12 protein-coding genes, 2 tRNA genes and 1 pseudogene are annotated in these 12905 nt (G+C 63.7%); 6 read left to right on the top strand and 9 right to left on the bottom strand.

Annotated features, from left to right (window positions below; genetic code table 11):
- Positions 1-33: 33 nt before the first annotated feature.
- The 7 genes from pgi to CG51_RS00040 form a co-directional block, all read right to left on the bottom strand.
- Positions 34-1644, bottom strand: coding sequence for a glucose-6-phosphate isomerase (gene pgi / locus CG51_RS00070; RefSeq protein WP_035740634.1), 1611 nt, complete (start codon positions 1642-1644; stop codon positions 34-36).
- Between the two features lie 3 nt (positions 1645-1647).
- Positions 1648-2316 carry a 6-phosphogluconolactonase gene (gene pgl / locus CG51_RS00065; RefSeq protein ID WP_035740633.1) on the bottom strand — a complete coding sequence of 223 codons (669 nt, stop codon included), beginning with the start codon at positions 2314-2316 and terminating at the stop codon, positions 1648-1650.
- 21 nt (positions 2317-2337) lie between these two features.
- The gene (zwf, locus tag CG51_RS00060; protein ID WP_035740631.1) at positions 2338-3795 is read right to left on the bottom strand and encodes a glucose-6-phosphate dehydrogenase; all 1458 of its coding nucleotides are present in this window, start codon (positions 3793-3795) and stop codon (positions 2338-2340) included.
- Between the two features lie 106 nt (positions 3796-3901).
- Positions 3902-4852: an agmatinase gene (gene speB, locus CG51_RS00055; RefSeq protein ID WP_035740630.1), complete on the bottom strand. Its 951-nt coding sequence runs from the start codon at positions 4850-4852 to the stop codon at positions 3902-3904.
- Positions 4853-4882: 30 nt separating this feature from the next.
- Complete coding sequence (locus CG51_RS00050) at positions 4883-5467, bottom strand: HNH endonuclease (RefSeq protein WP_035740629.1); 585 nt, start codon at positions 5465-5467, stop codon at positions 4883-4885.
- 232 nt (positions 5468-5699) lie between these two features.
- Positions 5700-6362, bottom strand: coding sequence for an alpha/beta hydrolase (locus tag CG51_RS00045; protein ID WP_035740628.1), 663 nt, complete (start codon positions 6360-6362; stop codon positions 5700-5702).
- The gene (locus CG51_RS00040; protein WP_035740627.1) at positions 6359-7003 is read right to left on the bottom strand and encodes a DNA-3-methyladenine glycosylase family protein; all 645 of its coding nucleotides are present in this window, start codon (positions 7001-7003) and stop codon (positions 6359-6361) included. Before CG51_RS00040 ends, CG51_RS00045 begins: the two co-directional genes overlap by 4 nt.
- Before the next feature lie 91 nt (positions 7004-7094).
- On the opposite strand from CG51_RS00040, the gene CG51_RS00035 reads away from it, so the two are divergent.
- Together CG51_RS00035 and gloA2 are read left to right on the top strand one after the other, a co-directional pair.
- Positions 7095-8297, top strand: coding sequence for an MFS transporter (locus CG51_RS00035; RefSeq protein ID WP_035740626.1), 1203 nt, complete (start codon positions 7095-7097; stop codon positions 8295-8297).
- Positions 8294-8704, top strand: a complete 411-nt coding sequence (gene gloA2, locus CG51_RS00030; protein WP_035740625.1) for an SMU1112c/YaeR family gloxylase I-like metalloprotein — start codon at positions 8294-8296, stop codon at positions 8702-8704. Before CG51_RS00035 ends, gloA2 begins: the two co-directional genes overlap by 4 nt.
- Here the strand turns inward: gloA2 and CG51_RS00025 are convergent.
- The gene (locus CG51_RS00025) at positions 8673-10313 is read right to left on the bottom strand and encodes an acyl-CoA synthetase (RefSeq protein WP_035740624.1); all 1641 of its coding nucleotides are present in this window, start codon (positions 10311-10313) and stop codon (positions 8673-8675) included. The genes gloA2 and CG51_RS00025 overlap by 32 nt on opposite strands.
- Before the next feature lie 159 nt (positions 10314-10472).
- On the opposite strand from CG51_RS00025, the gene CG51_RS00020 reads away from it, so the two are divergent.
- The 3 genes and pseudogenes from CG51_RS00020 to CG51_RS19320 form a co-directional block, all read left to right on the top strand.
- The gene (locus tag CG51_RS00020; RefSeq protein WP_035740623.1) at positions 10473-11498 is read left to right on the top strand and encodes a LacI family DNA-binding transcriptional regulator; all 1026 of its coding nucleotides are present in this window, start codon (positions 10473-10475) and stop codon (positions 11496-11498) included.
- Positions 11499-11551: 53 nt separating this feature from the next.
- Positions 11552-11627: transfer RNA gene (locus tag CG51_RS00015), tRNA-Arg, on the top strand.
- 149 nt (positions 11628-11776) lie between these two features.
- Positions 11777-12234 (top strand): annotated as a pseudogene (locus tag CG51_RS19320) (transposase); the annotation flags it as partial.
- A gap of 117 nt (positions 12235-12351) precedes the next feature.
- On the opposite strand, the gene CG51_RS00010 reads toward CG51_RS19320, so the two are convergent.
- Positions 12352-12425 (bottom strand) — tRNA-Cys (locus CG51_RS00010).
- Positions 12426-12680: 255 nt separating this feature from the next.
- On the opposite strand from CG51_RS00010, the gene CG51_RS20515 reads away from it, so the two are divergent.
- Positions 12681-12905 (top strand): hypothetical protein (locus CG51_RS20515; RefSeq protein ID WP_211254192.1); only part of this gene is annotated, 225 nt, incomplete at its 3' end.

Genomic DNA, 12905 nt, shown 5'->3' with positions numbered 1-12905 from the left:
CTCGGGCGCCTTTTGCGTTCTGGACTGGCTGGGTCAGTGGGATTGAGCAGAATCCCGAATGTAGTTCACCAGCATCCGCGTGGATGCGTCACGTTTTTCCGCCCCCTGTTTGCCCTGGACCACCGGCACCAGAGTCGCGGCAAGCTCCTTGCCCAGCTCCACACCCCATTGGTCGAAACTGTTGATACCCAGGATCACCCCTTCCACGAAAACGCGATGCTCATAGAGCGCAATGATCTGACCCAGGACAAAGGGCGTTAACAGGCGATAGATCAGCGTGGTGGAAGGCCTATTGCCCAAGAATACCCGATGGCGCGCCTGCCGTTCCAGCTCCGCTCCACTTAGCCCTTGCGCGGCCACCTTTGCGCGCGCCTCCTCAAGACTCCGCCCCCGGACAAGCGCCTCCGCCTGTGCAAGACAGTTTGAGATGAGAAGCTGGTGCTGATAGCTGTACTCTGGCTCATGCCCCTCAGCCGCAACCAGGAATTCGCAAGGCACGATACGCGTTCCCTGGTGGATGAGCTGGAAGAAGGCGTGCTGCCCGTTCGTTCCCGGCTCCCCCCAGACGATCGGGCCGGAGTTCACCGTGAGATCCGAACCATCCATACGCACCCGCTTGCCGTTCGATTCCATATCGAGCTGCTGAAGGTAGGCGGCCAGTCGCGACAGGCGCTGATCGTAGGGCAGCACGGCACGGGTTGCGTAGCCGCAAACCTGCGCATGCCAGATGCCGATCAAGGCCAGCATGACAGGGATATTGTCGACCAGCGGCGCGGTGCGGAAATGCTCGTCCATCGACTGACCACCGGCGAGAAAGCGCCGGAAATTCTCGCTGCCGATGGCGATCATCAGGCTGAGCCCGATCGGCCCCCACATCGAGTAGCGCCCGCCCACCCAATCCTCAAAGCCAAAGACACGCTCCTCCGGGATACCGAAGGCGCAGGTCTTTTCCAGCGAGGAGGACAGCGCCACGAAATGGCCTGCCGGTTCCAACACCGTCCCTGAAAGCCACCGGCGTGCGGCCTCCGCGTTGGCCATCGTCTCCTGGGTCGTGAAGGTCTTGGACGCGACGATAAACAAGGTCGAATGCGGGTCGAGCGCATCCAGCGTATCATGGATATGCGCGCCATCGACGTTGGAGACGAAATGCACCCGTGGCCCTGTGTGATAGGGCCGGAGAGCGATCGTCGCCATCGCGGGACCAAGATCGGAGCCGCCGATACCGATGTTGACCACATCCGTCACCCGGCGGCCTGCCACACGGAAGCGCCCGGATCGCACATGCTCGGCAAAGCGGCACATTCTGTCCAGCGTTTCCCGCACCTCGGGCATCACGTCCTGTCCGTCAACCACAACCTCCCGGTCGAGATCGCGGAGCGCGGTATGCAGGACAGCGCGGTCTTCGGTTTCGTTGATCTTGTCCCCGCGGAACATCGCTTCCCGTCGGTCCATGACGCCGGTTTCGCGCGCAAGCTTCAGAAGCAGGTCCCGCCCCTCATGGTCGAGGTTCGTCTTCGAATAGTCGAAAAGAAGGTCGCCCAGGCGGATGGAGAATTCCTCCACCCTTTCATCGGTCAGCAGCGACAGAATCGTACGGTCTTCGTGACTTTCCCGATAGGCGGAAAGCTCTTTCCAAATTGTCATAGTTTACTCCGACCAGTGAATGCGGGCGCGGTCCAGCACAAGGGCGACGGGCACCTTCAGCGCGCCTGCCCCCGCTGATCCGCCATAGGGCAGGCCCCGCAGGGCCTTCCGTTTGTCATCGCCCGCAATGAGCAGATGCGCCTGCCGCGCATCCGTCAGGACCTGAGCCGACAGGCTCACCCGCGGCTCGCCGGCAGTTGCGGCCCGAATTTCCACCACCGGCGGGGCATCGACCGCAAACGCGGCCTCCAACCCTTCTGCCCCCGGAAACAGCGAGGCGACATGCAGGTCCGCCCCCATGCCGAGCAGCAGCACGTCAATGGGAAGAAGTGCGTTGACGGCTTCCAGTACGGTTTCCGCATCCTCGCCCCAAAGCGGTTGGAAACCGGCCGAACTGGCGGGGCCGGTGAGCAGCCGCTTCCGGATCAGCCGCGCGTTGGAGCGATCGGAGTCCTCGGGTACCTGACGTTCGTCCGTGGGCAGGACAGTCACCCTCGACCAGTCCAGGGGTACCGCGGACAGCAGGTCAAAGACCGGGCCGGGCGTCGTTCCCCCCGGCACGGCCAGCGTGACGCGATCCTGTGTTTCAAGCGCGGCCTCCAGATCGGCGGCGATGGCCTCAGCAGCACCGGCAGCCCATTGGGCGCGGTCGGGATAGTCGATGAAATCCAACTCGTCCTCCTTGCGGCATGGTCAGCCCGTGCGCATTTCGCGCCAGCGGCGCCCATCTCGATGCATGAGCATCAGCGCCTCTTCCGGTCCGCTGGTGCCGGGATCATACAGGTTCGGGCGGTCGCCGCGCCCTTCCACCGCCGCAAGGACCGGGTCGGCCCAGGCCCAGGCGGCCTCAACCTCATCCCCGCGCATGAACAGCGTCTGATTGCCCCGGATCACATCCATGATGAGCCGCTCGTAGGCATCGGGCATATCGGTACCCTCCTCCCCCAGCGCCTCGGCAAAAGACATGTCGAGCGGAACCTGAACCAGACGCATTCCGCCCGGCCCCGGTTCCTTGATCATCACCTCAAGCGTGATGCCCTCATTCGGTTGCAGACGGATGACCAGCGTGTTCGCACGCCAGCCTTCGGCCTCGTCGAAAAGCGAATGCGGCGGCTCCTTGAAGACGACCGCGATTTCCGACGTTCGGGCCCGCAACCGCTTGCCGGTGCGGAGGTAGAAAGGTGTGCCCTTCCAACGCCAGTTGGAGATCCGGCAGCGCAGCGCGATGAAGGTCTCCGTCCGGCTGGAGGGAGCCTGAATATCCTGAAGATAGCTCGCCATACCGCTGGCCGCGGTATACTGCCCACGAACGATATCCTCCGATCCCACCGGATCCAATGCGCGGATCACCTTCAGCTTCTCATCCCGCACAGCGTCGGGGTCAAAGTGATAGGGCGGCTCCATTGCGATAAGGCAGAGGAGCTGCATCATGTGGTTCTGCACCATGTCCCGCATGGCACCCGCATCATCGTAATAGCCTGCACGCCCCGCGACCCCGACCGTCTCCGCCACGGTGATCTGCACGTGGTCGACATAGTGGGCGTTCCACAGCGGCTCGAACAGAATGTTGGCGAAACGGACGGCCATAAGGTTCTGCACCGTTTCCTTGCCCAGATAGTGGTCGATCCGGTAGATCTGGCCCTCATCGAAATGCCGGGCGAGAACAGCGTTCAGCGCCCTCGCGGTGGACAGGTCATGACCGAAGGGCTTTTCCACCACGATGCGGCTGTCACGATCAGCGATTCCGTGGTTGTGCAACCGCTCCGCCAGCGCACCGAACAGGCTGGGCGCGACGGAGAAGTAGAAGGCATGGACGACGCCCGGGCGTATCCGGCTCGCCAGTTCCTCCCATCCCTCCTCCCCCGTCGCGTCGATGGGCACATAGGACAAGTGGGCGATGAACCGGTCCAGCGCATCCGCATTGCTTTTCGCCCCATTCACGAATTCAAGAATGGCCTCGCGGGCAAAGCTGCGGAACTCATCCTCCGTCATGGAGGAGCGCGCGGCGCCGATCACCCGTGCACCTTCCGGCATCTGACCATCCACGAAGCGGCGATAAAGCGAGGGGAAGATCTTTCGACGGGCGAGATCACCCGTTCCACCGAAAACCACGAGGTCGAATGGATCAACCGGGATGATACGCGAAACCATTTTCTTCCTTTGCGATCGCACGATGAAAAAACCGCCTCCCCCAACGATTTCCGAGTCGGACTGTAGCATTCATGCGGTTAATGGAAAGTGGGGATACCGACCGGTCCTATTCGGCCATCACGCAGAGGATCTCGAAAAGAAGCGAGGCCGCGAGCCATGCCGTCCCGCCCGACTGGTCGAACGGCGGCGAAACTTCGACAAGGTCGGCGCCCGCGAAAGTCAGCCCCTTCAGTTCCCGCAGGACGGAAAGCGCCTGAAATGCGTTCGGGCCACCCACTTCGGGCGTCCCGGTGCCCGGGGCGAAGGTCGGATCGACAAAATCGATGTCATAGGAGAGATAAGTCGGCTCCTCGCCCACAATGCTCCGCGCCTCCGCCATGACATCGGGAATGCCGCGGGCAAAGAATTCTTCGATCCGGATGATGCGGATGCCGTTCGCACGGGCAAAGTCGATGTCATCACTGTCATAGCAGGTGCCCCGGATGCCGATCTGCACCATTCGCCGCGGATCCAGAAGCCCCTCCTCCACCGCCACACGGAAAGGGTTGCCATGGGTCAGGGCACGTCCGCCGAAATAGGGCGGATAGAGGTCGGTATGGCTGTCGAAATGCACGAGGCCAAGGGGCCCTTCCACCGCAAGCGCGCGAAGCACCGGCAGTGTGCAGAGATGATCCCCGCCCACCGAAATCGGCCGGATGTCCGCGGTGCGCAGCCGGGAGATGGCCTCCGTGATGCGTGCGAGCGTGTCGGTCGTATCAACGGGATTCGGACCGACATCGCCCAGATCGGCGCAGTTGCGGGCTTCGAACGGGCGAAAGCCGGTGACAGGATGCTGCGCCCGGATCATGGTCGAGGCGTCACGCACCTGCCGTGGCCCGTGCCGCGCCCCGGGGCGGTTGGAGGTGCCTCCGTCCCACGGCAGGCCGATGAAACCGATATCGACATCCGAATGACGGGGATGGTCCGGTGTTACGTACGGCAGGCGCATGAAGGTCGGCACACCGGCAAAGCGCGGCAGGCTCATGCCGGAGACCGGCTGAAAGAAAGTGTCTGTCATGATGTCCCTGTGTCTGGTCGGCCAGACGTCTTATGCGTCCAGTTCGGCATCCCAGTATAAGAAGTCCATCCACGTCTCGTGAAGGTGGTTCGGCGGGAAACGCCGGCCGTGGTTGTGCATTTCGTCCGCCGTCGGCGGTTTCGGCGGACGGGTAAGGCGCATTCCAGCCTGTTTGAGCGACTTGTTGCCCTTGCGCAGATTGCAGGGGGAACAGGCGGCCACCACGTTTTCCCAACTCGTTACCCCGCCACGGGAGCGGGGAACCACGTGATCGAAGGTCAAATCCCCGCGCGAGCCGCAATACTGACAACAGAATTCGTCCCTCAGAAAAAGATTGAAGCGCGTGAAAGCCACGCGCTTCTGAGGTTTGACGAATTCTTTCAGCACCACGACGGAGGGTATTCGGAACTGCGCCCTTTGGCTCCGCACTGTCTGGTCGTATTCCGCGACGATGGACACCCTGTCGAGGAACACCGCCTTCACCGCTTCCTGCCAGGGCCAGAGCGAGAGAGGATAGTAGGATAGCGGGCGGTAGTCGGCATTCAGAACCAGCGCCGGGAAATGCCTGAGCGACGCGGGCTCCCGCACGAAACTTGTCCTGAAATCGCCATCCATACGCGCCACACTCCCTGCTGCGGAGCACCGGGCAGAGCCGGTTTGGGGAGGCAGGAGCACCGCCCCGACACCGTCACTATATCTGGCGTTTTGCATCAGGCAAGCCCCGCGATGCGGTGGGTTCGCCAAAGAAATGCCAGCAAACGGTGACAGTTGCGTGACGCGCTTTCCGAGCGCGGCTTTCCAGTCCGGGCTTTCCGCGCCGATCGCCCGGCGGCGGTCCCCGGCAGGCTCAGACGGGAAGCACGTTGCGGAGGAACTGCATGGCGACGGACAGGCCATCGGGCGCGATCCCGTGCCCCACCCCGGGAGAGGTATGGGTATAGACCTCGAACTCCGCATGGGTCAGGGCGTCGGCGGCGCGGGCCATGTCCTCATAGGGAACCATCTCGTCCCGGTCGCCATGGACGAGCAAAACGGGCGGCCGGCTGACCGTTTCGGCAGCAAGACGCTCGGGCTGGAGAAGCCTGCCGGAGAAGCCGACCACGCCCGCCATCTGCACCTTGCGCCGGGGCGCGACGTGCAGGCTCATCATCGTGCCCTGCGAAAAGCCGACCAGCGCCATCGCAGAGGCGGAAAGCCCCTCCTCAGCGAGCCTCGCATCCAGAAAAGCATCGAGATCGGCCACAGCGGCCTCGAAGCTCGCGCGCGCGACCTCCTCAGGAGAGCCGTCGAGCCGGGGAATGGGAAACCACTGGTAGCCGAAAGGGTTGCCAAGCGACCGCTCCGGCGCGTTGGGCGCGACGAACACGGTATCGGGCAGATGCGGGCCGAGCGGCTCTGCCAGCCCCAGCAGATCGGCACCATCCGCGCCATAGCCGTGCAGAAAGACCACAAGGCTTTTCGCCTTGCCCGAACGCGCGGCCTTCCGACCGAATTCAAGATCGCGCGTCATCTGATACCCTCCCTCTGCTTGACCACCCGGTAGTAGGCCCAGAGCAGGCGGGCCGCAACTCCCCGCCAGGGCGACCAATCCTCGGACATGCGGCGCAGTTCCTTTTCCGAGGGGCGGCTCTCCATCTCGAACAGCAACCGGGCGGCTTCCTGCAGGGCGAGATCGCCGGGCGCAAAGACATCGGCGCGGCCAAGCGCGAACATCGCATAGATCTCCGCCGTCCAGCGGCCGATACCGGGCACGGCGACGAGGGTGGCGACCACCTCCTCCAGCGGGGCATCCCGCAGCAGGTCGAAGTCGATCGCCGCCTCCGCCAGCGCGCGAGCATAGCGCGCCTTCTGTCGCGACAGGCCCGCCCCCCGGAGCGCGTCGTCATCGGCCAGCAGAATGGTTTCCGGCGTGACCAGCCCGGCAGCGGTGAGGCGGGCCATGATGGCATCCCCCGCCGCCACGCTCACCTGCTGGCTGACGATGGCGTCCAGGAGCGGCAGAAACCCGTCCGTCCGCCGTCGGAGAGGCAGCGGCCCCGTCAGGTCCAGCGCGCGCGCAAAGCGAGGATCACGAAGGGCAAGCCATTCCGCCCCTTCCGCCACGTCATCCTCGATGAGGATGAGCCTGCCTATGTCACGGATATCGTCCATGGGACGATCATGGCCGGAGCCTTCGGCCTCCGCAAGCCACCTTCCCTTTAGCGAGGACCGGGACTACGCATTGGACAAACAAGGATCATCCATGGCCGACACGACCTCTCCCCGCATCCGCCGGAACGTGCGCCTGCTCATCGCGGCGCAGGCGATCCTCGGCTCGCAGATGCCGATGATCTTCGCCATGGCGGGGCTCGCCGGGCAAAGCCTTGCCCGCAACCCTTGCTGGGCCACGCTTCCGATCTCTGCCATGGTGTTCGGCTCCATGACCACGGCGCCTTGGCTCTCGCCGTTCATGCAGCGGCGGGGGCGGACCGCGGGGTTCGTGCTGGGCGCGATGGCGGGGGCTGTGGGTGCGGCGCTGGCGGCGTTGGCTCTCTGGGCATCCTCCTTCTGGCTGCTGGTTCTGGGCGGGTACTTCAGTGGCATCTACCAGTCGGCGCAGGGCTTCTACCGCTTCGCCGCTGCTGACGAAGGCGCAGAGGCCGACCGGGCGCGCGCCATTTCCCGCGTCATGGCGGCGGGTCTTGTAGGCGCGATCGTCGGCCCGCAGCTTGTGACGCTGACGGCCTTCGGGCTGGTCGTGCCATTCGTCGCATCCTATCTGGTCATCGTTGTGCTGAACCTTGCCGGGTCGCTGCTGTTCGCCTTTCTCGACATGCCGCCACCTCGCAAGGCAGCGGAGGGTGGCAGACCGATGCGCGAGCTGTTGCGCAATCCCTCCATCGTGGTCGCCATGATCTGCGGCATGGTTTCCTATGCGTTGATGAACCTCGTGATGACGTCCACCCCGCTGGCGGTCATCGGTTGCGGCTTCGGCCAACGGGAAGTGTCGGGGATCATCACCGCGCATGTGCTGGCGATGTTCGTGCCGTCCTTCTTCACCGGAACGCTGATCGCGCGCTTCGGGGTCATACCGATCATCGGCACGGGGCTGGCAATCCTGACCGGGGCCGGCCTGGTGGCGCTGACGGGGGTGACGCTGCCGCATTTCTTCGGGGCGCTGATCCTGCTGGGCGTGGGCTGGAACTTCGGCTTCATCGGCGCCACGGCGCTGCTCACCCGTTCCCACAGGCCGGAGGAGCGGGGCCGCGTGCAGGGGCTGAACGATCTTCTGGTGTTCGGCGGCGTGACGATGGCCTCGCTGTTCTCGGGCGGGCTGATGAACTGCACCGGCGCAGGCAATGCGGCCGGAGGCTGGAGCGCGGTGAACCTTGCCATGCTTCCCTTCCTGCTGCTCGCAGGCGGGGCGCTGATCTGGCTCGCGCGGAGCGGGCGGCAGGCGGCATGATCCGTTCCTTTCACCACGTCGCCATCATCTGCGCCGATTACGCCCTGTCCCGCGCGTTCTACACGGAGGTGCTGGGGCTGAGCGTCATCGCGGAAACATGGCGGACGGAGCGGCAGTCCTGGAAACTCGACCTCGCCCTGCCGGGTGGCGGACAGATCGAGCTTTTCTCCTTTCCCGGCGCCCCGCCCCGCCCCGACCGGCCGGAGGCGCAGGGTCTGCGCCACCTCGCCTTTGCGACTGAGGACATCGGCGAGGCCGTGAACCGCCTGAGCGCGGCTGGCGTGGTATGCGAACCCATCCGCATCGACGGCATCACCGGCGCCCGCTTTACCTTCTTCCGCGACCCGGACGGGCTGCCGCTGGAGCTTTACGAGGTCACGCCACCTTCGCCTGCTCCCGCAGCCTGAACTTCTGCACCTTGCCTGTCGAGGTGCGGGGGATGTCGGTGAAGATCACCACGCTTGGGCATTTGAACCGCGCAAGGTGCTGGCGGCACCAGTCGAGCATCTCCTGCTCCGTCGCCGTCTGACCCGTTTTCAGCTCCACATAGGCAGCGGGCGTCTCGCCCCACTTCTCGGAGGGATGTGCGATCACGGCGCACACCATCACCGCGGGATGGGCATAGAGAACGTTCTCCACCTCGATGGAGGAAATATTCTCCCCGCCCGAAATGATGATGTCCTTCGACCGGTCCTTGAGCTGCACATAGCCGTCCGGGTGCATGACGCCGAGATCCCCGGAATGGAACCATCCGCCCGCGAAGGACTCCTCCGTCGCATGGGGGTTCTTCAGATATCCCTTCATGACGATATTGCCGCGGAACATCACCTCGCCCAATGTCTCGCCATCGGTGGGCACCGGCTCCATCGTCTGGGGATCGCGGACCGACAGCCCCTCCAGCGCCAGGTACCGCACGCCCTGACGCGCCTTTCGCGCCGCCTGGCCGGCAGCGGGCAGCGCATCCCAGTCGTCGTGCCATTCGTTGACCACCGAAGGCCCGTAGGTTTCCGTCAGCCCGTAGATATGCGTGACGGCAAAGCCCACCTCCGCCATACTGGCGATCACCGCCTCGGGCGGAGGCGCGCCGGCGACGTTGAACCGCACCGTGCCGGGCAGATCCCGTCGCTCCTCCGGCCGCGCGTTCACCAGCGTCGCCATGAGGATCGGCGCCCCGCACAGATGCGTCACGCCAAGATCGGCGATCGCGTCGTACATCGCCTTTGCCCGCACCCATCGCAGGCAGACATGCGTGCCGCCCTGAATGGCCAGCGTCCAAGGGAAGCACCAGCCGTTGCAGTGGAACATCGGCAGCGTCCACAGATAGACAGGATGGCGCCCCATCTCCGCGTGGATCGTGTTCGCATAGGCCATGAGCGCCGCGCCCCGGTGGTGATAAACGGCACCCTTGGGATTGCCCGTCGTGCCGGAAGTGTAGTTGAGCGCGATGGCGTCCCACTCGTCCTGCGGCCGAAGCCATTCGAACGCCTCCGACCCTTCGGCGAGAAACGCCTCATAATCGATTTCGCCGATGGCCGGGCCCTTGGCATAGGGACCATCCTCCGGAAAATCGGGATCGTCATAGCAGATGACCAGCGGATCGACCTGCGCCATCGCCAGCGCCTCGCGCGCGACGTCGGCGAACTCCCGGTCCACAATAAGAACCTTCGACTCCGCATGGTCCAGCTGGAAGGCGATGATCGCCGCGTCGAGGCGGGTGTTGATCGAATGCAGCACTCCCCGCGTCATCGGCACACCGAAATGCGCCTCGACCATGGGCGGCACGTTGGGGAGCAACACGCTCACCGTATCGCTGCGCCCGATCCCACGCCGCGCCAGCGCGGAAGCAAGGCGGCGACAACGCTTCCACAGCGCGTCATAGGTGAGCCTGAATCCACCGTTCACCACGGCCAGCCTGTCCGGATAAACCGCCGCCGCACGCTCCAGAAAGGAGATCGGCGTAAGCGCCTGATGGTTGGCCGGGCCTCGGTCAAGAAAGTGGTCGTAGGCTGATGACATGTCGTTCCTCCCAGAAGCGGATCATAGTGTAGACCACGAAAACCGGCAGGGCGAGAGGGGCGGCCATCGCGGAACGTCGGGTCGCGAGCCCACGCGGTTGCCTACTTGGAGAAAACACACTGGGGGAGTAAAGATGCAGGATAGAGGAGAGCTTACCCCGTGTCAGAGACCAACCCGCCCCCGGAAAATCGCCGCCCCCTGACGCTACGGGACGTGTCCGAAGCCTCCGGGGTCAGCGAAATGACGGTGAGCCGCGTGCTGCGCGACCGGGGGGACGTATCCGAAGCAACCCGCGCAAAGGTCCGCGCCGCCGCCCGCGCGCTGGGATATGTGCCCAACCGCATTGCGGGCGCATTAGCCTCCCAAAGGGTCAATCTTGTCTCCGTCGTGATCCCTTCCCTCTCCAACATGGTGTTTCCTGAAGTGCTGTCGGGGATCTCAGACCGGCTCGTCGGCACACCGCTGCAACCCGTGATGGGCGTTACCGACTATTCCGACGAACGGGAGGAGGGCGTGCTCTACGAAATGCTCTCATGGCGACCATCCGGCGTTATCGTCGCCGGGATAGAGCACAGCCCCGCTGCCCGCGCCATGCTGGTCAATTCGGGCGTTCCGATTGTGGAGATCATGGACGTTGACGGTGAGCCGATGGACTCCGTCGTCGGCATCTCCCACCGGCGCGCGGGGCGGGAAACGGCCGAGGCCATCATCGCATCGGGCTATCGCCGCATCGGCTTTCTGGGAACCAAAATGCCCTATGACCATCGCGCGCGGAAGCGGATGGAGGGATTTGAGGAGGCGCTGGCGCAATCAGGTCTCGCGCTGGCGGATCGGGAATTCTACTCTGGCGGCTCCGCCCTGCTGAAAGGCAGGGAGATGACCGAGGCAATCATGAGTCGGACACCGGATATAGATTTTCTGTATTATTCGAATGACATGATTGGCGCGGGCGGTCTGCTTTGGTGTCTGGAAAAGGGCTTTGACGTGCCCAATCGCATCGGGCTCGCGGGGTTCAATGGAGTGGAGCTGCTGCAAGGGCTTCCCTGCCGTCTCGCCACAATGGATGCCGGTCGTCGGGAAATCGGCGAGAAGGCCGCCGAAATCATCGCCACCGGACTTTCCGGTGTGCGGATCGAACTGACGCCAAAACTCCTGCGCGGCGACACGATCAGGCCAGCGCGCTGACCCCCGCTCCACGGGGTTGCGCAGGCCGCCATTTTCCGCGACAACCACCACACGGCCCCGTAGCTCAGGGGATAGAGCGACCGCCTCCTAAGCGGTAGGTCACAGGTTCGAATCCTGTCGGGGCCGCCATTCTTTTCGTCTATTGGCAAGTGGCGGTCGCGCGCGGCCGCAGGCCGGCTTTTGAACGCCGACTGGTGCCTGCTGAAATCGGGGCCTATTTGGGCTGAGCATTCACCATGCGGCGGTGACCGAGCATTGGGCCCATGTTCACTCAGGGCGCGGCGATCTCTCGGGTGTTCGAAGCCCCTTGGCAGCGCTGTCGCGGCCGGCCTACCGCCGCCGCGGTCCGGCAGGCTTTCGATCAGCCAATCGGACCCCGCCGGCGAAACCCTGGCAAAAGGTGGCGGAACACTTCTGCCCGCGCTGACCCAAGCTGGCCGATCTCATGAACGCCAGCGAGCACGACGTGCTGGCCTACATGCCTTCCCTCGCCAGACCCACACGAAGCTGCTATCTACCAACCAATTAGAAAGATTGAATAAAGAGATGAAGCACCGCGCCGATGTCGTGGGCATCTTCTCCGACGAAGCCTCAATCATGCGCCTGATCGGCGCTGTCCTCTTCGAACAGAATATCGAATGGCAGACAGTCAGCCGCTAGATTGATGGTCGAGAACCTTCGCCCAGATCGACAAGGAGCAGACCCCATTCTCACCATCACAACCCAAGCCGCCTGATCAGGCTCTAGGCCATCCGGAAAATTAGACCAGATCAACAGACACGATCCTCGCCAAAGGGTGTCCGGCGTGAAACCGTAAACAGCGCGCACGAGGCAGCCATTTATTGGAAATTTCTGGAGGCGGGTACCGGAATCGAACCGGTCTTCACGGATTTGCAATCCGCTGCGTAACCTCTCCGCCAACCCGCCGGAGCCGTGGTTTGATTAGGTTTTTCGAGCGGGGGCGTCAAGCGGTTATCACTCCGGTTATCAGTTTCACGTTCCGGTCCTGTTCCGTTAGCAGTCATTGGTGTTTCTCCCTCGCCTGACGAGCGCGCATGATCTGGCGCGCTTCCCCGGCATACTTGATGACCATCGCTTCGTGGCATGGCCGGAGTAGGACATGATCTCATCATCGTCGCAGCCCGCCCAAGCCAGCTCCATGATGCCGCGATGGCGCATTGCATGGAGATCATGGGCCTCCAATCCGAGGCGTTGGTGCCCTTTCAGCATGATCTCTGCGATGCAGCGACAAGTCATCCGGCCACCATCCTGAGTGGTCAGGATCGGGCAATTGGGCATTGGAGCGAACGACAAGGCAGCCTTGGCAGCATCCAGCGCGGCCTTCAGTGCGATCGTGCACGGCATCTCTCGACAGAGATGGTTCGGGAAATCTTCTCAGCCGGGATA

The organism is Haematobacter missouriensis, assembly GCF_000740775.1.
GTDB lineage: Bacteria > Pseudomonadota > Alphaproteobacteria > Rhodobacterales > Rhodobacteraceae > Haematobacter > Haematobacter missouriensis.
The sequence above is the reverse complement of the archived record's forward strand: the minus strand, read 5'-3'. Positions and strand labels throughout refer to the sequence as shown.